15 protein-coding genes, 2 tRNA genes and 3 rRNA genes are annotated in these 21,713 nt (G+C 60.9%); 18 read left to right on the top strand and 2 right to left on the bottom strand.

Features of this window, described 5'->3' with window-relative positions; translation table 11 throughout:
- The first annotated feature begins 137 nt into the window (after positions 1 to 137).
- The 3 genes from mrcB to AC1RB9_RS24605 are packed head-to-tail and all read left to right on the top strand — an operon-like array spanning position 138 to position 3,587.
- Positions 138 to 2,462: a penicillin-binding protein 1B gene (gene mrcB / locus AC1RB9_RS24615; protein ID WP_003111352.1), complete on the top strand. Its 2,325-nt coding sequence runs from the start codon at positions 138 to 140 to the stop codon at positions 2,460 to 2,462.
- Positions 2,463 to 2,478: 16 nt separating this feature from the next.
- Positions 2,479 to 3,258: a penicillin-binding protein activator LpoP gene (gene lpoP, locus AC1RB9_RS24610; RefSeq protein ID WP_003457134.1), complete on the top strand. Its 780-nt coding sequence runs from the start codon at positions 2,479 to 2,481 to the stop codon at positions 3,256 to 3,258.
- Complete coding sequence (locus tag AC1RB9_RS24605) at positions 3,258 to 3,587, top strand: YqcC family protein (RefSeq protein ID WP_003111351.1); 330 nt, start codon at positions 3,258 to 3,260, stop codon at positions 3,585 to 3,587. The genes lpoP and AC1RB9_RS24605 overlap by 1 nt, the downstream gene beginning before the upstream one ends.
- Positions 3,588 to 3,694: 107 nt before the next feature.
- Here AC1RB9_RS24605 and AC1RB9_RS24600 read toward each other — a convergent pair whose 3' ends face one another.
- Positions 3,695 to 4,147 (bottom strand): DUF4124 domain-containing protein, encoded by a 453-nt coding sequence (locus AC1RB9_RS24600; RefSeq protein ID WP_003095076.1) that lies wholly within the window; start codon positions 4,145 to 4,147, stop codon positions 3,695 to 3,697.
- Here AC1RB9_RS24600 and AC1RB9_RS24595 point away from each other — a divergent pair.
- From AC1RB9_RS24595 to AC1RB9_RS24525, 15 genes are all read left to right on the top strand, one after another.
- On the top strand, positions 4,137 to 4,409 hold the full coding sequence (locus tag AC1RB9_RS24595) for a hypothetical protein (protein ID WP_153549457.1): 273 nt from the start codon (positions 4,137 to 4,139) through the stop codon (positions 4,407 to 4,409). The genes AC1RB9_RS24600 and AC1RB9_RS24595 overlap by 11 nt on opposite strands.
- A 288-nt stretch (positions 4,410 to 4,697) precedes the next feature.
- Positions 4,698 to 6,422 (top strand): acetolactate synthase 3 large subunit, encoded by a 1,725-nt coding sequence (locus AC1RB9_RS24590; protein ID WP_003095071.1) that lies wholly within the window; start codon positions 4,698 to 4,700, stop codon positions 6,420 to 6,422.
- A 2-nt stretch (positions 6,423 to 6,424) separates the two neighbouring features.
- Positions 6,425 to 6,916, top strand: coding sequence for an acetolactate synthase small subunit (gene ilvN / locus AC1RB9_RS24585; protein WP_003095069.1), 492 nt, complete (start codon positions 6,425 to 6,427; stop codon positions 6,914 to 6,916).
- 42 nt (positions 6,917 to 6,958) lie between these two features.
- Positions 6,959 to 7,975: a ketol-acid reductoisomerase gene (gene ilvC, locus AC1RB9_RS24580; protein ID WP_003095066.1), complete on the top strand. Its 1,017-nt coding sequence runs from the start codon at positions 6,959 to 6,961 to the stop codon at positions 7,973 to 7,975.
- A gap of 154 nt (positions 7,976 to 8,129) precedes the next feature.
- On the top strand, positions 8,130 to 8,945 hold the full coding sequence (pssA, locus tag AC1RB9_RS24575; RefSeq protein ID WP_003095061.1) for a CDP-diacylglycerol--serine O-phosphatidyltransferase: 816 nt from the start codon (positions 8,130 to 8,132) through the stop codon (positions 8,943 to 8,945).
- 60 nt (positions 8,946 to 9,005) lie between these two features.
- Complete coding sequence (gene msrP / locus AC1RB9_RS24570; protein WP_003100146.1) at positions 9,006 to 10,019, top strand: protein-methionine-sulfoxide reductase catalytic subunit MsrP; 1,014 nt, start codon at positions 9,006 to 9,008, stop codon at positions 10,017 to 10,019.
- Positions 10,019 to 10,627 (top strand): protein-methionine-sulfoxide reductase heme-binding subunit MsrQ, encoded by a 609-nt coding sequence (gene msrQ / locus AC1RB9_RS24565; protein ID WP_003457130.1) that lies wholly within the window; start codon positions 10,019 to 10,021, stop codon positions 10,625 to 10,627. Before msrP ends, msrQ begins: the two co-directional genes overlap by 1 nt.
- A 542-nt stretch (positions 10,628 to 11,169) precedes the next feature.
- Positions 11,170 to 12,705, top strand: a 16S ribosomal RNA gene (locus AC1RB9_RS24560).
- A 64-nt stretch (positions 12,706 to 12,769) separates the two neighbouring features.
- Positions 12,770 to 12,846, top strand: a tRNA-Ile gene (locus tag AC1RB9_RS24555).
- Positions 12,847 to 12,874: 28 nt separating this feature from the next.
- A tRNA-Ala gene (locus tag AC1RB9_RS24550) sits at positions 12,875 to 12,950 on the top strand.
- A gap of 226 nt (positions 12,951 to 13,176) precedes the next feature.
- Positions 13,177 to 16,067: ribosomal RNA gene (locus tag AC1RB9_RS24545) — 23S ribosomal RNA — on the top strand.
- 143 nt (positions 16,068 to 16,210) lie between these two features.
- Positions 16,211 to 16,326 (top strand): 5S ribosomal RNA (gene rrf / locus AC1RB9_RS24540).
- The 16S, 23S and 5S rRNA genes sit together here with 2 tRNA genes alongside, the layout of an rRNA operon.
- A gap of 146 nt (positions 16,327 to 16,472) precedes the next feature.
- Positions 16,473 to 17,180: a paraquat-inducible protein A gene (locus AC1RB9_RS24535; RefSeq protein ID WP_023187661.1), complete on the top strand. Its 708-nt coding sequence runs from the start codon at positions 16,473 to 16,475 to the stop codon at positions 17,178 to 17,180.
- A complete protein-coding gene (locus AC1RB9_RS24530) occupies positions 17,167 to 17,787 on the top strand; it encodes a paraquat-inducible protein A (RefSeq protein ID WP_003107436.1) in 621 nt (206 codons plus the stop codon). Before AC1RB9_RS24535 ends, AC1RB9_RS24530 begins: the two co-directional genes overlap by 14 nt.
- Positions 17,780 to 20,086, top strand: coding sequence for a PqiB family protein (locus tag AC1RB9_RS24525; RefSeq protein WP_003107435.1), 2,307 nt, complete (start codon positions 17,780 to 17,782; stop codon positions 20,084 to 20,086). Before AC1RB9_RS24530 ends, AC1RB9_RS24525 begins: the two co-directional genes overlap by 8 nt.
- Positions 20,087 to 20,166: 80 nt before the next feature.
- On the opposite strand, the gene AC1RB9_RS24520 is transcribed toward AC1RB9_RS24525, so the two are convergent.
- Positions 20,167 to 21,705: an ABC transporter permease gene (locus AC1RB9_RS24520; protein ID WP_003161946.1), complete on the bottom strand. Its 1,539-nt coding sequence runs from the start codon at positions 21,703 to 21,705 to the stop codon at positions 20,167 to 20,169.
- Between the last annotated feature and the right edge of the window lie 8 nt (positions 21,706 to 21,713).

Raw genomic sequence — 21,713 nt, 5'->3', positions numbered from 1 at the left:
GGATAGCAACCATTTGCCGGATCGCCGGTCGAATGCGCCGCGCTGCCGCCGCGCCTATCCACCGGGGCCGCGCAGACCGTGGATGCCGCCGATGCGGTGTCTGTCCGCTGTGGATAAAGTACGTATAATGCGCCGCCATGACGCGTCCCCGATCCCCCCGTTCCCGTAACAGCAAAGCACGCCCGGCACCCGGCCTGAACAAATGGCTCGGCTGGGCCCTCAAGCTCGGCCTCGTCGGCCTGGTGCTCCTCGCCGGCTTCGCCATCTATCTCGATGCCGTGGTGCAGGAGAAATTCTCCGGCCGGCGCTGGACCATCCCGGCGAAGGTCTATGCCCGCCCGCTTGAGCTGTTCAACGGCCTGAAGCTGAGCAGGGAAGACTTCCTGCGCGAACTCGACGCCCTCGGCTACCGTCGCGAGCCCAGCGTGAGCGGTCCTGGAACCGTATCGGTGGCGGCCAGCGCGGTCGAACTCAATACCCGTGGCTTCCAGTTCTACGAAGGCGCGGAACCGGCCCAGCGCGTGCGCGTGCGCTTCAACGGCAACTACGTCAGCGGGCTGAGCCAGGCCAACGGCAAGGAACTGGCGGTGGCGCGCCTTGAGCCGCTGCTGATCGGCGGCTTGTATCCGGCGCACCATGAGGATCGCATCCTGGTCAAGCTCGACCAGGTGCCGACCTACCTCATCGACACCCTGGTCGCGGTCGAGGATCGCGACTTCTGGAACCACCATGGTGTGTCGCTGAAGTCCGTGGCGCGGGCGGTGTGGGTCAACACCACGGCCGGCCAGTTGCGCCAGGGCGGCAGCACCCTGACCCAGCAGTTGGTGAAGAACTTCTTCCTGAGCAACGAACGCAGCCTGAGCCGCAAGATCAACGAAGCGATGATGGCGGTGCTGCTGGAGCTGCACTACGACAAGCGCGACATCCTCGAGTCCTATCTCAACGAGGTGTTCCTCGGCCAGGATGGGCAACGAGCGATCCATGGCTTCGGCCTGGCCAGCCAGTATTTCTTCAGCCAGCCGCTGGCCGAGCTCAAGCTCGACCAGGTGGCGCTGCTGGTCGGCATGGTCAAGGGACCGTCCTACTTCAACCCGCGGCGTTACCCGGATCGTGCGCTGGCGCGGCGCAACCTGGTGCTCGACGTGCTCGCCGAGCAGGGCGTGGCGACCCAGCAGGAAGTCGACGCCGCCAAGCAGCGCCCGCTCGGCGTGACCCGGCAGGGCAGCATGGCCGACAGCTCCTATCCGGCCTTCCTCGACCTGGTCAAGCGCCAGTTGCGCCAGGACTACCGCGACGAGGACCTGACCGAGGAAGGGCTGCGCATCTTCACCAGCTTCGATCCGATCCTGCAGGAGAAGGCCGAGACCTCCGTCAACGAAACGCTCAAGCGTCTCAGTGGGCGCAAGGGGGTCGACCAGGTCGAGGCGGCGATGGTCGTGACCAATCCGGAAACCGGTGAGATCCAGGCCCTGATCGGCAGTCGCGACCCGCGCTTCGCCGGCTTCAACCGGGCCCTGGACGCGGTGCGGCCGATCGGTTCGCTGATCAAGCCGGCGGTCTACCTGACCGCTCTCGAGCGGCCGAGCAAGTACACCCTGACCACCTGGGTACAGGACGAGCCCTTCGCGGTGAAAGGCCAGGACGGCCAGGTCTGGCGACCGCAGAACTACGACCGGCGCTCGCATGGCACGATCTTCCTGTACCAGGGCCTGGCAAACTCCTACAACCTGTCCACCGCCAAGCTCGGCCTCGACGTCGGTGTGCCCAACGTGCTGCAGACCGTCGCCCGGCTGGGTATCAACCGTGACTGGCCGGCCTATCCTTCGATGCTGCTGGGCGCCGGTTCGCTCAGTCCGATGGAGGTCGCCACCATGTACCAGACCATCGCCAGCGGCGGCTTCAACACGCCGTTGCGGGGGATCCGCAGCGTCCTCACTGCCGACGGCCAGCCGCTCAAGCGCTATCCGTTCCAGGTCGAACAGCGCTTCGACTCGGGCGCCGTCTACCTGGTGCAGAACGCCATGCAGCGGGTCATGCGCGAAGGCACCGGGCGTTCGGTGTACAGTCAATTACCGTCGTCGCTGACCCTCGCCGGCAAGACCGGCACCAGCAACGACTCGCGCGATAGCTGGTTCTCCGGTTTCGGCGGCGACCTCCAGGCTGTGGTCTGGCTCGGTCGCGACGACAACGGCAAGACGCCGCTTACCGGCGCCACCGGTGCCTTGCAGGTGTGGGCCAGCTTCATGCGCAAGGCGCATCCGCAATCGCTGGAAATGCCGATGCCGGAGAACGTGGTGATGGCCTGGGTCGACGCGCAGACCGGGCAGGGCTCGGCGGCGGATTGCCCGAATGCCGTACAGATGCCCTATATTCGTGGCAGCGAGCCCGCCCAGGGCCCAGGCTGCGGGAGCCAGAACCCCGCCGGTGAGGTGATGGACTGGGTACGTGGCTGGCTGAATTGATCCGAGAGGACCTGACGTGAAGAAGATTTTCGTATTCGCCGCGCTTGCCGGCAGTGCCCTGCTCGCGGGCTGCGCCAGCCCGCAGCACGGGGCGATCCCGGTGGTGGATTCCGGTACTCCGGTTTCCAACCAGGAAAGCGGCGGTTTCCGCATCACCCGTACCCAGGTACCGCGTACCCAGCAAGGCGCCGCCACCCAGGGCATTCCCCAGGGCGGCGACTCCGGCGTGGTGGTGATGGTGCCGCAGGGCGCCAATTCCGCACCGATCCAGACTTTCCCGGCGCAGTCCGGCGCCGCGCCGATCAGCAGCGCTCCGCTCGGCACCGGCACCCAGTACCAGGCTCCGCCGAGCAGCGCCTCCACTCCACCGCTGGGCGGCAGCTACAACATGCCTTCCAGCGGCGCCAGTCGTTCCGCGCCCACCGGCATTCCGGCCTCCGGCTCGGCCGGCAGCCTGGCGGCCGACGAGCAGTTGGACGGGCCGGTCCTGGTGATGCTCACAACCGCCCAGCAACAGCAGGGCAGCGGCGACCTGAACAGCGCCGCCGCCAGCCTCGAGCGAGCCCAGCGCATCGCTCCGCGCGAGCCGCAGGTGCTCTATCGCCTGGCCCAGGTGCGCCTGGCCCAGGGCGATGCGGCCCAGGCCGAGCAGGTCGCGCGCCGTGGCTTGAGCTACGCCAATGGCCGGCCGGCCTTGCAGGCCGGGCTCTGGGAACTGATCGCCCAGGCGCGGGAGAAGCAGGGAGACTCCGCCGGCGCTGCGCTGGCCCGGCAGAAGGCCAAGGTCAGCTCCTGATGGATCGACGGGTCTATGCGCTGGCCGACCAGTTGTTGCTGATCGAGCGTGAGTTGCGTGCCCTCGGCTGGTGGAGCGAAAGCAGCCCCGCCCCGGAAGCGCTGGCCAGCCCCGAGCCGTTCTGCGTGGATACGCTGGCGCTCGAGCAATGGCTGCAATGGATCTTCCTGCCACGGATGAAGCTGATTCTCGAAAGCGACAGCGCCTTGCCGCAAGCCTCGGGTATCCTGGCCATGGCCGAGGTGGCCTATGCGCAGCGTGGCGAGGAAGTCGCCGGCCTGCTGGCGGCGCTTGGCGAGTTCGACCGGCTGATCGGCGGGCCGTCATGAGACTTCGGCAGTAAAGAAAAGCCCGGCTACAGGCCGGGTTTTTCTTTGCTTCAAGCAAGGCGGAGAGTCGGATCAGCCCCATGCTGCGGGACGGGGCTGTGTTCGCCTCAGCGGCAATTCTCCTGGATCGCCTTTTCGGCCTTGGCGATTCGCTCCTGGCGTTCTTCCTCGCCGAGGCGACGGAGTTCGCCCTTGCCTTCGTCGACCCTTACGCGCGGGTTGTTCTTCAGTTGCGCGAGGTTGTTGCGGGTCTCTTCGCAGAACTGCTTGCGCTCGGCCTCTTCCTTCGCCACTTGCTGCTTCACCTTGTCGTCGATCGCCTTCTGCTCGGGATCGGCCGGTTTCTGCTGGATGGTCGGTGCCGGGGTCGAGGGGGGCAGGGGGAAGTTGTCCGGCGGCGGGGCGGTCTGGGTATTCACCGTGGTCGCTTGCGCACCTTGCGGCGGTTGTGCGCCGAAGTGGGTGACGCCCTCGGCGTCGACCCATTTGTAGATCGGGGCGGCCATGGCGAAAGAGGAGAGGGCGAGCAACAAGCTGGCCGGGAGGATCATGCGTCGCATGCGGAGTCCTTGGAATGCGCTAACTGCGGCTAACTATAACCAAATCCGCCAGCGCGGCATGCTGCACGGCATCACAACCGCCGCCGGAGACGGCCTCGCCGTGGCAAGTCCTCGCGGGAATCATGGGCATTTTGGAAAAGTTTGCTCTAAATCGGAATTTTATAGCCATAAAATCTGTTTTTGGTCATTGATCAGCTTTTTTATGGAAGGGTATGGCAGCTTCCTTGGAATTTTTTTTGATAATTTTCAGAATAAAGCTTGACTTGCGTTCGACGAATGCGAAGAATCCAAGCTCGCTGTAGCGGGCCGTCTGCAACCCAGTCCCCTCTCCGGCAGACCATGAGGTGCCTACCCGCGCCGAAAGTTACACCCTGCTTCGCGTTACCTCGCGCTGGGTGGAAGAGCTCCGTAACACCAGGCGCCCTTCCAAGTTTGCTCAATCGGCAGTTGACGTAGCCGGTGACTACCGTCACCCATGCTCTGCCGGGCAGCCAACCGAATTTCGGTCGCCCGCCCCTGGGTGGCCGTATAGCGTTCTAGAGGTGAAAACGTGGAGCTTTTATCTGGCGCTGAAATGGTCGTCCGCTCGTTGCGCGACGAAGGCGTTAAGTACATCTACGGGTACCCGGGTGGTGCCCTCCTGCATATCTACGACGCGCTCTTCAAGGAGCACGACGTGACCCACATCCTGGTGCGCCACGAACAGGCGGCTACCCATATGGCCGACGGCTACGCCCGCGCCACCGGCAAGCCCGGTGTCGTGCTGGTGACTTCCGGCCCGGGCGCGACCAACGCCATCACCGGTATCGCCACCGCATACATGGACTCCATCCCGATGGTGATCCTGTCGGGCCAGGTGCCGAGCAACATGGTCGGTACCGATGCGTTCCAGGAAACCGACATGGTCGGGATCTCCCGGCCGATCGTGAAGCACAGCTTCATCATCAAGCATCCCTCGGAAATTCCCGAGGTGATCAAGAAGGCCTTCTACCTGGCGCAGTCCGGTCGTCCGGGGCCGGTGGTCGTGGATATTCCGAAGGACATGGGCGACCCGACGCAGAAGTTCGAATATTCCTATCCGAAGAAGGTCAAGTTGCGTTCGTACAGCCCGGCCGTTCGCGGTCACTCGGGACAGATCCGCAAGGCCGCCGAGATGCTCCTGGCCGCCAAGCGCCCGGTGGTCTATTCCGGCGGCGGCGTGATCATGGGCAATGCCGCGGCGCCGCTGACCGAGCTGGCGCAGATGCTCAACCTGCCGGTGACCAACACCCTGATGGGCCTCGGCGGGTATCCCGGCGCGGACCGCCAGTTCCTCGGCATGCTCGGGATGCATGGCAGCTTCACCGCCAACCTGGCGATGCATCACAGCGACGTGATCCTCGCGGTCGGCGCGCGTTTCGACGACCGGGTCATCAACGGTGCGGCGAAGTTCTGCCCGAACGCCAAGATCATCCACATCGACATCGATCCGGCGTCGATTTCCAAGACCATCAAGGCCGACATCCCGATCGTCGGCCCGGTGGACAGCGTTCTCACCGAAATGGTCGCGATCGTCAGGGAAATCGGCGAGACCCCGAACCAGGATGCCCAGGCTGCCTGGTGGAAGCAGATCGACGAGTGGCGTGGTAACCGTGGGTTGTTCCCGTACGACAAGGGCGACGGCAGCATCATCAAGCCGCAGACCGTCATCGAGACGCTCTACGAGGTTACCCATGGCGATGCCTTCATCACCTCCGATGTCGGCCAGCACCAGATGTTCGCCTCGCAGTACTACAAGTTCAACAAGCCCAATCGCTGGATCAACTCCGGCGGTCTCGGCACCATGGGCTTCGGCTTCCCGGCGGCGATGGGCATCAAGCTCAACTTCCCGGACGACGATGTCGCCTGCGTGACCGGCGAGGGCAGTATCCAGATGAATATCCAGGAACTGTCTACCTGCCTGCAGTACGACCTGCCGGTGAAGATCGTCAACCTGAACAATGGTGCCCTGGGCATGGTCCGCCAGTGGCAGGACATGCAGTACAACAGCCGTTATTCGCATTCCTACATGGAATCCCTGCCGGACTTCGTCAAGCTTGCCGAAGCCTACGGGCATGTCGGCATGCGCATCACCGACCTGAAGGATCTGAAGCCGAAGATGGAGGAGGCGTTCGCCATGAAGAATCGCCTGGTCTTCCTCGACATCCAGGTGGACGCCAGCGAACACGTCTATCCGATGCAGATCCGTGACGGCGCGATGCGCGACATGTGGCTGAGCAAGACGGAGCGTACCTGATCATGCGACACATCATTTCCCTGCTGCTGGAAAACGAGCCAGGCGCATTGTCCCGTGTGGTCGGCCTGTTCTCCCAACGCAACTACAACATCGAAAGCCTGACCGTGGCGCCGACCGAGGACCCGACCCTGTCGCGTCTGACGCTGACCACCGTGGGGCACGATGAGGTGATCGAGCAGATCACCAAGAACCTCAACAAGCTGATCGAAGTGGTCAAGCTGGTGGATCTGTCGGAAAGCGCCCATATCGAGCGCGAGCTGATGCTGGTGAAGGTCAAGGCCACGGGCGCCCAGCGCGCCGAGGTCAAGCGCACCACCGATATCTTCCGTGGGCAGATCGTCGACGTCACCAGTAGCGTCTATACCGTGCAACTGGCGGGTACCAGCGACAAACTGGACAGCTTCATCCAGGCCATCGGCACCGCGTCGATCCTGGAAGTGGTCCGCAGTGGCGTCACCGGCATCGCCCGTGGCGACAAGACTCTGAGCATCTGAACTGAAAGCAGGCCCGCGAGGCCTTACTGAAGGGGAATTCCCATGCGCGTTTTCTACGATAAAGACTGTGACCTCTCGATCATCCAGGGCAAGAAAGTTGCCATCATCGGCTACGGCTCCCAGGGCCACGCCCATGCCTGCAACCTGAAGGACTCCGGCGTCGACGTCACCGTGGGCCTGCGTAGCGGCTCCGCCACCGTGGCCAAGGCCGAAGCGCACGGTCTGAAGGTTGCCGACGTGAAGACCGCCGTCGCCGCAGCCGACGTGGTCATGATCCTCACCCCGGACGAGTTCCAGGGCCGCCTGTACAAGGAAGAGATCGAGCCGAACCTGAAGAAGGGCGCCACCCTGGCCTTCGCTCACGGCTTCTCCATCCACTACAACCAGGTCGTCCCGCGCGCCGACCTCGACGTGATCATGATCGCGCCGAAGGCACCGGGTCACACCGTGCGTTCCGAGTTCGTCAAGGGCGGTGGCATCCCTGACCTGATCGCCATCTACCAGGACGCTTCCGGCAACGCCAAGAACGTCGCCCTGTCCTACGCCTGCGGCGTCGGCGGCGGTCGTACCGGTATCATCGAAACCACCTTCAAGGACGAGACCGAAACCGACCTGTTCGGTGAGCAGGCCGTTCTCTGCGGTGGTTGCGTCGAGCTGGTCAAGGCCGGTTTCGAAACCCTGGTCGAAGCCGGTTACGCGCCGGAAATGGCCTACTTCGAGTGCCTGCACGAGCTGAAGCTGATCGTCGACCTGATGTACGAAGGCGGCATCGCCAACATGAACTACTCCATCTCCAACAATGCCGAATACGGTGAGTACGTAACCGGTCCGGAGGTGATCAACGCCGAGTCCCGTGCTGCCATGCGCAACGCCCTGAAGCGCATCCAGGACGGCGAGTACGCGAAAATGTTCATTACCGAAGGTGCGGCCAACTACCCGTCGATGACTGCCTACCGCCGCAACAACGCCGCTCACCCGATCGAGCAGATCGGCGAGAAGCTGCGCGCGATGATGCCGTGGATCGCAGCCAACAAGATCGTCGACAAGAGCAAGAACTAAGCGGCTCCGGCGACAGACGAAGAAACGCGGCCCCGGCCGCGTTTTTTCGTTCTTGCCTGGCGATCTGGTATAAAGCCTGGGCCGGCGGAGTTGTCTTCCTAGTCAGAAGTGCTGTCGGCATATTCGTACCCCATCAGTTCCCAAGGAATTGTCCATGAGTGAACGTCCCGAGGAGCCGAACAAGGCCTCCGACGAAGAAAGCCTGCTGCCCATCGACGAACATATAGAAGAAGGGCACGACGCCGAAGGGCGGAAGGTTCGTCACCGCGGTATCTACCTGCTGCCCAACCTGTTCACCACGGCGGCCCTGTTTTCCGGCTTCTACGCCATCATCAATGGCATGAGCGGCCAGTTCGCCAACGCCGCCATCGCTATCTTCGTGGCCATGGTCCTTGATGGACTGGACGGCCGCGTGGCTCGCCTGACCAACACCCAGAGCGCCTTCGGCGCCGAGTATGACTCGCTGTCCGACATGGTCGCCTTCGGTGTGGCGCCGGCGCTGGTCGCCTTCGAATGGGCGCTTGGCAGCCTCGGCAAGGTCGGCTGGATGGTCGCCTTCATCTACGTTGCGGGCGCAGCCCTGCGTCTGGCTCGTTTCAACACCCAGGTCGGCAAGGCCGACAAGCGCTATTTCATCGGCCTGGCCAGTCCGGCCGCCGCGGCGCTGGTGGCGGGCACGGTATGGGCGTTCAGCGATTTCGAGATCCAGGGCGCCAAGGTTGCCTTCCTCGTCGCCCTGCTGGTCGCCGCCGCCGGTGTGCTGATGGTCAGCAACATCAAGTACCACAGCTTCAAGGATCTCGACCTGCGCGGCCGGGTGCCGTTCGTGGCGATCCTTATCGTGGTGCTGGCCTTCGCCGTGGTCTTTACCGACCCGCCGCGCATCCTCCTGTTGCTGTTCCTTGCCTACGCGGCCTCCGGTCCTGTGCAATACCTGCTGCAACTGCGTCGCCGGAAGCAGCCGAGCTGATGTAATTTCCAACGGGCTCCGTAGTCTACTGGCACAAAGCTGGTCATTGCGGAGCCCGTCATGCTGATCAAGATTCCCTCCCGTTCCGACTGTTCCGAGTCGGAAGTCACGTCCGAAACCCTCTACCTGTCCCGTCGGCGTCTGCTCGGTGCTTCCTTCGCCGGATTGGCGCTGGCCAGCGGCCTGCCGCGCCTGGGCTTTGCCGACGAACAGCGCTATGCCGGCGTCGAGTCGGTACCGGCGCCGGGCTGGTTCGCCGAAAAGCTACCGCAGACCCGCTGGCAGGCGGTGAATGTCCAGGGGGAGGCGATCACGCCATTCAAGGACGCCACCCACTACAACAATTTCTACGAGTTCGGGCCGAACAAGGGCGACCCGGCGGAAAACGCCTCGGCCCTGAAGACCGAGCCCTGGTCGGTGGTGATCGACGGCGAGGTCGGCAAGCCGGGTACCTATGCCCTCGAGGATTTCGTCAAACCCTACCAACTGGAAGAGCGCATCTATCGGCTGCGCTGCGTGGAAGCTTGGTCGATGGTGATCCCTTGGCTGGGCTTTCCCCTGGCGGACCTGCTCAAGCGGGTCGAACCCAATGGGCAGGCGAAGTTCGTCCGTTTCGAAACCCTGCAGCGTCCGGAACAGATGGTCGGCCAACGCTCCGGTTTCTCGGTGATCGACTGGCCTTATATGGAAGGCTTGCGCATGGACGAGGCGATGCATCCCCTGGCAATTCTGGCGGTGGGCATGTACGGGCGGCTGTTGCCCAACCAGAATGGCGCGCCGTTGCGCCTGGTGGTGCCGTGGAAGTATGGCTTCAAGAGCATCAAGTCTATCGTGCGTATCAGTCTGGTCCGCGAGCAGCCGAAGACCACCTGGGAAAGCATTGCCGCCAACGAGTACGGGTTCTATGCCAACGTCAATCCGCAGGTCGACCACCCGCGGTGGTCCCAGGCCCGCGAGCGGCGCCTGCCCAGTGGGTTGTTCAGTCCCAATGTGCGGGATACGCAGATGTTCAATGGCTACGGGAGTGAGGTCGCTTCCCTTTATAGCGGCATGGATCTGAGGAAGTACTACTGATGCGCTACTGGTATCTGCGCCTTGCGGTATTCCTGGGGGCGCTGGCAGTACCGGCCTGGTGGTTGTACCAAGCCTGGATCTTTGCCCTCGGACCCGACCCGGGCAAGACCCTGGTCGATCGACTGGGGCTGGGCGCCTTGGTATTGCTGCTACTCACCCTGGCGATGAGGCCACTGCAGAAGCTGAGCGGCTGGCCGGGCTGGATCGCCGTGCGCCGCCAGTTGGGGTTGTGGTGCTTCACCTATGTGCTGCTGCACCTGAGCGCTTACTGCGTGTTCATCCTGGGGTTGGACTGGGGGCAGTTGGGCATCGAGTTGAGCAAGCGTCCCTACATCATCGTGGGAATGCTTGGATTCGTCTGCCTGTTCCTGTTGGCGATCACTTCCAACCGCTTCGCCATGCGCAAGCTCGGTAGCCGCTGGAAGAAGCTGCATCGCCTGGTCTACCTGATCCTTGGGCTCGGCTTGTTGCACATGCTCTGGGTGGTGCGGGCAGACCTGGAGGAGTGGACCCTGTACGCTGTGGCTGGTGCGTCGCTCATGCTGCTGCGGCTACCCTCGATCGCTCGCCGCCTGCCCAGGCTTCGAACTCGTCACGGTGTTTCGTAATAAAAGTTTCAAATAAGTGTTGACGCCAGTTTCTATCTCCCTATAATGCGCACCACTCCCGGCGACGACGAAGAGTAAGTGCTTGAAAATCAAGGATTTACGGATTCTCTCCCAGGGGTGGTGAAGCGCTCCGGCAGGTTGTCCGCCGCAGCGGTTCGGTCCCGAAAGGGGCTCGAAACGAAGCTTCACCGAGGTGCTTGACAGCGAATTTGAACGCTGTAGAATGCGCCTCCCGCTGATCGGAAGATGGTTTGAAGGTCGGCGCAAGCGGTTGAGTAGAAAAGAAAATTTTCGAAAATAACGCTTGACGGAACGAGAGGTTGCTGTAGAATGCGCGGCCTCGGTTGAGACGAAAGCCTTGACCAACTGCTCTTTAACAAGTCGAATCAAGCAATTCGTGTGGGTGCTTGTGATGTAAGACTGGTGATCGCAAGATTATCAGCAACGCAAGTAACACTCGTGAATTCGAGAGTTTTATCTCTTTTTAAGAGAATGCGATTGCTGAGCCAAGTTTAGGGTTTTCTCAAAACCCAAGCAGTATTGAACTGAAGAGTTTGATCATGGCTCAGATTGAACGCTGGCGGCAGGCCTAACACATGCAAGTCGAGCGGATGAAGGGAGCTTGCTCCTGGATTCAGCGGCGGACGGGTGAGTAATGCCTAGGAATCTGCCTGGTAGTGGGGGATAACGTCCGGAAACGGGCGCTAATACCGCATACGTCCTGAGGGAGAAAGTGGGGGATCTTCGGACCTCACGCTATCAGATGAGCCTAGGTCGGATTAGCTAGTTGGTGGGGTAAAGGCCTACCAAGGCGACGATCCGTAACTGGTCTGAGAGGATGATCAGTCACACTGGAACTGAGACACGGTCCAGACTCCTACGGGAGGCAGCAGTGGGGAATATTGGACAATGGGCGAAAGCCTGATCCAGCCATGCCGCGTGTGTGAAGAAGGTCTTCGGATTGTAAAGCACTTTAAGTTGGGAGGAAGGGCAGTAAGTTAATACCTTGCTGTTTTGACGTTACCAACAGAATAAGCACCGGCTAACTTCGTGCCAGCAGCCGCGGTAATACGAAGGGTGCAAGCGTTAATCGGAATTACTGGGCGTAAAGCGCGCGTAGGTGGTTCAGCAAGTTGGATGTGAAATCCCCGGGCTCAACCTGGGAACTGCATCCAAAACTACTGAGCTAGAGTACGGTAGAGGGTGGTGGAATTTCCTGTGTAGCGGTGAAATGCGTAGATATAGGAAGGAACACCAGTGGCGAAGGCGACCACCTGGACTGATACTGACACTGAGGTGCGAAAGCGTGGGGAGCAAACAGGATTAGATACCCTGGTAGTCCACGCCGTAAACGATGTCGACTAGCCGTTGGGATCCTTGAGATCTTAGTGGCGCAGCTAACGCGATAAGTCGACCGCCTGGGGAGTACGGCCGCAAGGTTAAAACTCAAATGAATTGACGGGGGCCCGCACAAGCGGTGGAGCATGTGGTTTAATTCGAAGCAACGCGAAGAACCTTACCTGGCCTTGACATGCTGAGAACTTTCCAGAGATGGATTGGTGCCTTCGGGAACTCAGACACAGGTGCTGCATGGCTGTCGTCAGCTCGTGTCGTGAGATGTTGGGTTAAGTCCCGTAACGAGCGCAACCCTTGTCCTTAGTTACCAGCACCTCGGGTGGGCACTCTAAGGAGACTGCCGGTGACAAACCGGAGGAAGGTGGGGATGACGTCAAGTCATCATGGCCCTTACGGCCAGGGCTACACACGTGCTACAATGGTCGGTACAAAGGGTTGCCAAGCCGCGAGGTGGAGCTAATCCCATAAAACCGATCGTAGTCCGGATCGCAGTCTGCAACTCGACTGCGTGAAGTCGGAATCGCTAGTAATCGTGAATCAGAATGTCACGGTGAATACGTTCCCGGGCCTTGTACACACCGCCCGTCACACCATGGGAGTGGGTTGCTCCAGAAGTAGCTAGTCTAACCGCAAGGGGGACGGTTACCACGGAGTGATTCATGACTGGGGTGAAGTCGTAACAAGGTAGCCGTAGGGGAACCTGCGGCTGGATCACCTCCTTAATCGAAGATCTCAGCTTCTTCATAAGCTCCCACACGAATTGCTTGATTCACTGGTTAGACGATTGGGTCTGTAGCTCAGTTGGTTAGAGCGCACCCCTGATAAGGGTGAGGTCGGCAGTTCGAATCTGCCCAGACCCACCAATTGTTGGTGTGCTGCGTGATCCGATACGGGGCCATAGCTCAGCTGGGAGAGCGCCTGCTTTGCACGCAGGAGGTCAGGAGTTCGATCCTCCTTGGCTCCACCATCTAAAACAATCGTCGAAAGCTCAGAAATGAATGTTCGTGAATGAACATTGATTTCTGGTCTTTGCACCAGAACTGTTCTTTAAAAATTCGGGTATGTGATAGAAGTAAGACTGAATGATCTCTTTCACTGGTGATCATTCAAGTCAAGGTAAAATTTGCGAGTTCAAGCGCGAATTTTCGGCGAATGTCGTCTTCACAGTATAACCAGATTGCTTGGGGTTATATGGTCAAGTGAAGAAGCGCATACGGTGGATGCCTTGGCAGTCAGAGGCGATGAAAGACGTGGTAGCCTGCGAAAAGCTTCGGGGAGTCGGCAAACAGACTTTGATCCGGAGATCTCTGAATGGGGGAACCCACCTAGGATAACCTAGGTATCTTGTACTGAATCCATAGGTGCAAGAGGCGAACCAGGGGAACTGAAACATCTAAGTACCCTGAGGAAAAGAAATCAACCGAGATTCCCTTAGTAGTGGCGAGCGAACGGGGATTAGCCCTTAAGCTTCATTGATTTTAGCGGAACGCTCTGGAAAGTGCGGCCATAGTGGGTGATAGCCCCGTACGCGAAAGGATCTTTGAAGTGAAATCGAGTAGGACGGAGCACGAGAAACTTTGTCTGAACATGGGGGGACCATCCTCCAAGGCTAAATACTACTGACTGACCGATAGTGAACCAGTACCGTGAGGGAAAGGCGAAAAGAACCCCGGAGAGGGGAGTGAAATAGAACCTGAAACCGTATGCGTACAAGCAGTGGGAGCCTACTTGTTAGGTGACTGCGTACCTTTTGTATAATGGGTCAGCGACTTATATTCAGTGGCAAGCTTAACCGTATAGGGTAGGCGTAGCGAAAGCGAGTCTTAATAGGGCGTTTAGTCGCTGGGTATAGACCCGAAACCGGGCGATCTATCCATGAGCAGGTTGAAGGTTAGGTAACACTGACTGGAGGACCGAACCCACTCCCGTTGAAAAGGTAGGGGATGACTTGTGGATCGGAGTGAAAGGCTAATCAAGCTCGGAGATAGCTGGTTCTCCTCGAAAGCTATTTAGGTAGCGCCTCATGTATCACTCTGGGGGGTAGAGCACTGTTTCGGCTAGGGGGTCATCCCGACTTACCAAACCGATGCAAACTCCGAATACCCAGAAGTGCCGAGCATGGGAGACACACGGCGGGTGCTAACGTCCGTCGTGAAAAGGGAAACAACCCAGACCGCCAGCTAAGGTCCCAAAGTTGTGGTTAAGTGGTAAACGATGTGGGAAGGCTTAGACAGCTAGGAGGTTGGCTTAGAAGCAGCCATCCTTTAAAGAAAGCGTAATAGCTCACTAGTCGAGTCGGCCTGCGCGGAAGATGTAACGGGGCTCAAACCACACACCGAAGCTGCGGGTGTCACGTAAGTGACGCGGTAGAGGAGCGTTCTGTAAGCCTGTGAAGGTGAGTTGAGAAGCTTGCTGGAGGTATCAGAAGTGCGAATGCTGACATGAGTAACGACAATGGGTGTGAAAAACACCCACGCCGAAAGACCAAGGGTTCCTGCGCAACGTTAATCGACGCAGGGTTAGTCGGTTCCTAAGGCGAGGCTGAAAAGCGTAGTCGATGGGAAACAGGTTAATATTCCTGTACTTCTGGTTACTGCGATGGAGGGACGGAGAAGGCTAGGCCAGCTTGGCGTTGGTTGTCCAAGTTTAAGGTGGTAGGCTGAAATCTTAGGTAAATCCGGGGTTTCAAGGCCGAGAGCTGATGACGAGTCGTCTTTTAGATGACGAAGTGGTTGATGCCATGCTTCCAAGAAAAGCTTCTAAGCTTCAGGTAACCAGGAACCGTACCCCAAACCGACACAGGTGGTCGGGTAGAGAATACCAAGGCGCTTGAGAGAACTCGGGTGAAGGAACTAGGCAAAATGGCACCGTAACTTCGGGAGAAGGTGCGCCGGCTAGGGTGAAGGATTTACTCCGTAAGCTCTGGCTGGTCGAAGATACCAGGCCGCTGCGACTGTTTATTAAAAACACAGCACTCTGCAAACACGAAAGTGGACGTATAGGGTGTGACGCCTGCCCGGTGCCGGAAGGTTAATTGATGGGGTTAGCGCAAGCGAAGCTCTTGATCGAAGCCCCGGTAAACGGCGGCCGTAACTATAACGGTCCTAAGGTAGCGAAATTCCTTGTCGGGTAAGTTCCGACCTGCACGAATGGCGTAACGATGGCGGCGCTGTCTCCACCCGAGACTCAGTGAAATTGAAATCGCTGTGAAGATGCAGTGTATCCGCGGCTAGACGGAAAGACCCCGTGAACCTTTACTGTAGCTTTGCACTGGACTTTGAGCCTGCTTGTGTAGGATAGGTGGGAGGCTTTGAAGCGTGGACGCCAGTTCGCGTGGAGCCATCCTTGAAATACCACCCTGGCATGCTTGAGGTTCTAACTCTGGTCCGTGATCCGGATCGAGGACAGTGTATGGTGGGCAGTTTGACTGGGGCGGTCTCCTCCTAAAGAGTAACGGAGGAGTACGAAGGTGCGCTCAGACCGGTCGGAAATCGGTCGCAGAGTATAAAGGCAAAAGCGCGCTTGACTGCGAGACAGACACGTCGAGCAGGTACGAAAGTAGGTCTTAGTGATCCGGTGGTTCTGTATGGAAGGGCCATCGCTCAACGGATAAAAGGTACTCCGGGGATAACAGGCTGATACCGCCCAAGAGTTCATATCGACGGCGGTGTTTGGCACCTCGATGTCGGCTCATCACATCCTGGGGCTGAAGCCGGTCCCAAGGGTATGGCTGTTCGCCATTTAAAGTGGTACGCGAGCTGGGTTTAGAACGTCGTGAGACAGTTCGGTCCCTATCTGCCGTGGACGTTTGAGATTTGAGAGGGGCTGCTCCTAGTACGAGAGGACCGGAGTGGACGAACCTCTGGTGTTCCGGTTGTCACGCCAGTGGCATTGCCGGGTAGCTATGTTCGGAAAAGATAACCGCTGAAAGCATCTAAGCGGGAAACTTGCCTCAAGATGAGATCTCACTGGGAACTTGATTCCCCTGAAGGGCCGTCGAAGACTACGACGTTGATAGGCTGGGTGTGTAAGCGTTGTGAGGCGTTGAGCTAACCAGTACTAATTGCCCGTGAGGCTTGACCATATAACACCCAAACAATCTGATGATTGTGTGTTGTAAGGTGAAGTCGACGAACCGAAAGTTCGCATGAACCGCAAACACCTTGAAATCACATACCTGAATCTGGATAGACGTAAGCCCAAGCGAACGGATATCCAACCGAATTGCTTGACGATCATAGAGCGTTGGAACCACCTGATCCCTTCCCGAACTCAGTAGTGAAACGACGCATCGCCGATGGTAGTGTGGGGTCTCCCCATGTGAGAGTAGGTCATCGTCAAGCTCCTATCCCAAAACCCCTGGTCAGCGATGACCAGGGGTTTTGCTTTTGCGCGCGGAAAAGTGGCAAGCCAGCAGCGCTGCGGACGGTAATCGAAAAACTTCGAGAGCTGCCGGGCGGCGTACTTCCGAGGGCATGGGAGACGCGATTTGCACTGTGCGCTCGTCTACAATAGCCGACAAATCCAGCCGAGCTCATTCATGTCCGATACCGATGTCCGTGGCCTGCAGGATCTTCCCCTGGAAGAACTGGTTGCTTGCCATGAGTGTGATCTGTTGATGCGCCGGGAACCCCTGGGACCGGGCGAGAAAGCCAATTGTCCGCGCTGCGGTTTCGAGTTGGCCGCGCATCGCCATCAATGGAAACGCCGTTGCTTCGCGCTGGTTCTGACGGCGCTATTTCTCTATATCCCAGCCAATTTCCTGCCGATCATGAATCTCAGCCTGCTCGGCCAGACCCGCAGCGATACGGTCTGGACGGGAGTGCTCGGTCTTTACGACAGTGGCATGCAGGGCGTCGCCATCCTGGTATTCCTGTGCAGCATGGTGATCCCGTTGGTCAAGTTGCTCTGCCAGTTGCTGGTGATGATCAGCGTGCGTTTCGGCATCGCCCGTCACATCGGCATGCTGCTCTACCGCGGCTATCACCATCTGCGCGAGTGGGGGATGCTCGAGGTCTACCTCATGGGTATCCTGGTTTCCATCGTCAAGCTGATCGACATGGCCGACCTCAGCCTGGGCATCGGCCTGGCCTGTTTCGTGGCGCTGCTGTTCACCCAGGTCTGGCTGGAGGTCACCATGTCGCCGCACCAGGTATGGGAAGCGCTGGGCGGCGAGGACGACGATGCGCGCGCTTGATGCCGGAATTCTGGTGTGCGGCGAGTGCCACCAGTTGAATCGCGCCGACGGGGACGAGCATCCGCGTTGCAGTCGCTGCGGTGCGGTTCTGCACGCCCGGCGCCCAAACAGCCTCACGCGCACCTGGGCGTTGCTGATCACCGCGGCGATCCTCTACATACCCGCCAACCTGCTGCCGATCATGACGGTCAACCTCTTCGGCAGCGGAATGCCCGCCACCATCATGGAGGGCGTGGTCGAACTGGTGCATGCCGACATGTTCCCCATCGCCATGGTGGTGTTCGTCGCCAGTATCCTGGTTCCTACTTTCAAACTGGTGGGCATCGCCCTGCTGCTCTATTCGGTGCAGCGGCACCAGCCGATGTCGGCCCGCCAGCGTATCCTGATGTATCGCTTCATCGAATGGATCGGGCGCTGGTCGATGCTCGATATCTTCGTCATCGCCATCCTCGTGGCGCTGGTGAATTTCGGCAACCTGGCGAGCATCGAGGCCAACCTCGGCGCCGCCGCCTTCGCCAGCGTGGTGGTGCTCACCATGCTCGCCGCCGTGACGTTCGACCCCCGGCTGATCTGGGACAACACCAATCTGGATGACGAGAATGAGTGATCTGCCAAGTCCGAAGAAACACAAGACCTCGAACTGGTCGGCGATCTGGGTGCTGCCGCTGGTGGCCCTGGCCATCGGTGCCTGGCTGGCGTGGCGTGCCTTCGACCAGGCTGGCGTGGACATCCAGGTTCGCTTCGAGAGCGGCGACGGGATCCAGGCCAACAAGACCGAGGTGCTGTACAAGGGCATCTCGGTGGGCAAGGTGACCGACCTGCATGTCAGCAAGGACATCAAGGGCGTGGTCGCGACCATCGAGATCAAGAAGGAAGCCCAGGAGTACCTGAGCAAGGACACCCGCTTCTGGCTGGTCAAGCCGCGGGTTTCCCTGGCTGGCGTCACCGGCCTGGAAACCCTGGTCTCCGGCGTCTACATCGCGGTCGATCCGGTGAAGGGCGAGAAGGAAGAACGCTACTTCACCGCGTTGAAGGAGCCGCCACCCCTTTCCGACAAGCTGCCCGGCCTGCACCTGACCCTCAAGGCCGATCGCCTGGGCTCCCTGGAGCAGGGCAGCCCGGTGTTCTACCGGCAGATCCAGGTCGGCCAGGTGAAGAGCTTCCAGCTGGGCGATGACCAGAGGACCATCGAGATCAAGGTGCACATCGAGCCGGCCTACGCCGACCTGGTGCGCAAGCACACGCGATTCTGGAACGCCAGCGGCATCTCCATTTCCGGCGGCCTGTCCGGCTTCAAGGTGCACAGCGAGTCGCTGCTGACCCTGGTCGCCGGCGGTATCGCCTTCTCCACCCCGGAGAACCGCACCGACAGCCCGCCGACCGATCCGAGCAAGCCGTTCCGCCTGTACGACGACTACGACGCGGCCCAGGCCGGTCTGCGCGTGAAGCTGAAGATGAACGACGTCAGTGGTATCGATCCGGGCCGCACCCCGGTGATGTTCAACGGCGTGCAGGTCGGCCTGGTCAAGTCGATCGACATGGGCAAGGACTACAGCAGCGCCACTGCCGACCTGGCGATGGATCCGCGGGTCGAGGACATGCTGCTGGAAGGCACCGAATTCTGGACCGTCAAGCCAAGCATCTCCCTGGCCGGCATCACCGGCCTCGAGGCCCTGGTGAAAGGTAACTACATCGACGTGCGCTTCGCCAAGAGCGGCGCGCCGAGTCGCGAGTTCACCATCCGCCCGAAAGCGCCGCCGCTGAACACCGACGCGCCCGGCCTGCACCTGGTGCTGACCAGCGACAAGCTCGGCTCGATCGACATCGGCGCGCCGATCCTCTACCGCCAGGTCCGCGTCGGCAGCGTGCAGAGCTACCAGCTATCGCGCGACCGCCAGCGAGTGGTGGTGGGTGTGCACATCGAGCCGGAGTACGCGCACCTGGTGAATACCTCGACGCGCTTCTGGAACTCCAGCGGGATCACCCTGACCGGCAACCTCAGCGGCGTGCAGGTGAAGAGCGAGTCGCTGCAGACCCTGATCACCGGCGGGATTTCCTTCGACACCCTCGATCCGAAGGCGCCGACCGTGACCAAGGTGCGGCGCTTCACCCTCTTCGACAGCGAGGAGGCGGCGATGGCCCGTGGCGTGGAGATCCAACTGAGCATCGACAATGCCGATGGACTGCGCGAAGGCACGCCGATCCGCTTCAAGGGCCTGGACATCGGCAAGATCGAAAGCGTCGAGCTGAACCCGGACCTCTCCGGGGTACTGATGAAGGCCCGCCTGACTTCCGCCGGCGAGCGCGTCGCCCGCAGCGGAACCCGCTTCTGGGTGGTGCGTCCGGCGCTCGGCCTGCTGCGTACCGAGAACCTCGGAACCCTGGTCAGCGGCCCCTATATCGAGGCGCTGCCGTCGAGCACGCCGGGCGAGCGCCAGGCACGCTTCCAGACTCTCGCCGAAGCGCCCAACCTGCTGGGTCGGGAAAACGGCCTGCGGCTGACCCTCAGCGCGCCGCGCAAGGGCTCGATCAAGCCGGGCAACCTGGTGACCTACCGGCAGATCCCGGTGGGCAAGGTCGTCGACCTGGCCTTGGGCGAACAGGCCGACCGGGTGCTGATCAGCATCCTCATCGAACCGCGCTACGTACCGCTGGTGCGTACCGGCAGCCGTTTCTGGAATGCCAGCGGCTTCGGCGTCGACGCCAGCCTGTTCAAGGGTCTGTCGCTACGCACCGAGTCGATGGAGGCGCTGATGGAGGGCGGCATTGCCTTCGCCACCCCGAACAATGCGCAGATGGGCGAGCCCGCCAAGCCGGGGCAGACCTTCGCCCTGTTCGATTCGGCCAATGACGAATGGTTGGAGTGGGCGCCGAAGATTCCTCTGAAGGAAACCGCCCGCCGCTGATTGTCGGACCGGCAAAAAGAAACGCCGCTTACCTGGGTAAGCGGCGTTTTCGTTCATGCCTGCCTGCTGGGAAGTGGGTGTCAGTGAGTGCTGAGATGCGCCCGGGTGGTCAGCAGGTACACCGGCAAGCCGGAGATCAGGATCAGCAGCGCGGCGTAGGGTGCGGCGGCAGCGTACTCCAGGTTGGCGGTGTGCACCCAGACCGAGGTGGCCAGGGTCGACAGCCCGGTGGGACCTAGCACCAGGGTGGCGGTCAGTTCCTTCATGGTGTCGAGGAACACCAGCACGAAGCCGGCGCCGATGGCCGGCGAGATGATCGGCAGGGTGATCCGCAGGAAGGCCATCAAGGGCGTCTGGCCGAGAGTGCGGGCGGCTTCCTCCAACTGCGGCGAGGCCTTTTCCAGGGCCACGCGGATCGGTGCCTGGGTCAGCGGCATGAACAGCAGGGCATAGGCGACCAGCAGCAAGCCGGTGGTCTGGTAGGTGGCTGGCAGGTAGTGCAGCGAGAAGTACACCAGCGAGAGTGCGATCACCAGTCCCGGCAACGCTTGCAGCAGGTACGGCAGGCGCTGGGTCCAGCGCGCCAGGGCGCCGGGGTAGCGCACCACCAGGATGCTTACCGGCAGCGCCAGCAGGCAACTGAGCAGGGCCCCGCCGAAGGCCAGCGACAGGGAGGAAAGCAGGGTCGAGGCGATTTCCATCAGCGGGAAGCTGGCCGAGGAGCCTTCGTACAGCCAATAACCGAGCATCACCAGGGGGATACCGGTACCGACCAGCACCAGCGTCGCCAGCAGCGCCTGGATCGGCCACTTGCCAAGCCCCAGGCGGACCCGTTCGGCCCGCCGCGCGCTGCCCTGGCCGGTGCGTACCAGGCGGCCGCGGCCGCGCATGCGCAACTCCAGCCAGAGCAGCAGGAAGCACAGTGCCAGGAGTACCGAGGAGAGCATCGCCGCGGTGGCGTTGCTGAACTCCAGTTCGAACTCCTGGTAGATGGCTGTGGTGAAGGTCTGGTAGCGCAGGATCGACAGCGCGCCGAACTCCACCAGCATGTGCAGCGCCACCAGTAGTCCGGTGGCGGCCAGGGTCGGGCGCAGCAGCGGCAGGGTGACCCGCAGGAACACCTGGCGCCGCGACAGACCGAGCATCCGCGCCGACTCCTCCAGGGAAGGATCGATGCCGCGCAGGGTCGCCGCTACCGGCAGGTAGACCAGCGGATACTTGGACATGGTCATGACCAGGATGGCGCCGCCGAGGCCTTCGTACATCGGGCTCAGCGAAACCCAGGTGAAACTGCTGACGAAGGCGGGGATGGCGAACGGCAGGCACAGCACCACGTTCCAGAAGCGCCGCGCCGGCAGGTCGCTGCGCTCCACGCACCAGGCCAGGGCCAGGCCGAGCAGGGCGCTGAGCAGGGTCACGCCGAACATCAGCCACAGGGTGTTGCCCAGCAAGCGGAATACGTAGGGGCGCCAGAGCAGTTGCCAGGCGCTGTGCCAGCCGGCGTCCCAGGCCTTGGCCGCGACGTAGAGCAGCGGCAGGCTGGCCAGCAGGGCTAGGAGCAGGACCGGCAGGAGCAGCCAGAATGGCGTTCGCCGGCGCGAGCCCGTGCGCAGGCGCACGGGCGTGG

Source organism: Pseudomonas sp. 20-5, from assembly GCF_056782835.1.
The sequence above is the reverse complement of the archived record's forward strand: the minus strand, read 5'-3'. Positions and strand labels throughout refer to the sequence as shown.

What these genes read in the sequence shown, in the direction of transcription:
- mrcB (WP_003111352.1), top strand. Translation starts at nt 138, where the DNA reads ATGACGCGTCCCCGATCCCCCCGTTCCCGTAACAGCAAAGCACGCCCG.
- AC1RB9_RS24605 (WP_003111351.1), top strand. Translation starts at nt 3,258, where the DNA reads ATGGATCGACGGGTCTATGCGCTGGCCGACCAGTTGTTGCTGATCGAG.
- AC1RB9_RS24595 (WP_153549457.1), top strand. Translation starts at nt 4,137, where the DNA reads ATGCGTCGCATGCGGAGTCCTTGGAATGCGCTAACTGCGGCTAACTAT.
- AC1RB9_RS24600 (WP_003095076.1), bottom strand. Translation starts at nt 4,147, where the DNA reads ATGCGACGCATGATCCTCCCGGCCAGCTTGTTGCTCGCCCTCTCCTCT.
- ilvN (WP_003095069.1), top strand. Translation starts at nt 6,425, where the DNA reads ATGCGACACATCATTTCCCTGCTGCTGGAAAACGAGCCAGGCGCATTG.
- ilvC (WP_003095066.1), top strand. Translation starts at nt 6,959, where the DNA reads ATGCGCGTTTTCTACGATAAAGACTGTGACCTCTCGATCATCCAGGGC.
- pssA (WP_003095061.1), top strand. Translation starts at nt 8,130, where the DNA reads ATGAGTGAACGTCCCGAGGAGCCGAACAAGGCCTCCGACGAAGAAAGC.
- msrP (WP_003100146.1), top strand. Translation starts at nt 9,006, where the DNA reads ATGCTGATCAAGATTCCCTCCCGTTCCGACTGTTCCGAGTCGGAAGTC.
- msrQ (WP_003457130.1), top strand. Translation starts at nt 10,019, where the DNA reads ATGCGCTACTGGTATCTGCGCCTTGCGGTATTCCTGGGGGCGCTGGCA.
- AC1RB9_RS24530 (WP_003107436.1), top strand. Translation starts at nt 17,167, where the DNA reads ATGCGCGCGCTTGATGCCGGAATTCTGGTGTGCGGCGAGTGCCACCAG.
- AC1RB9_RS24525 (WP_003107435.1), top strand. Translation starts at nt 17,780, where the DNA reads ATGAGTGATCTGCCAAGTCCGAAGAAACACAAGACCTCGAACTGGTCG.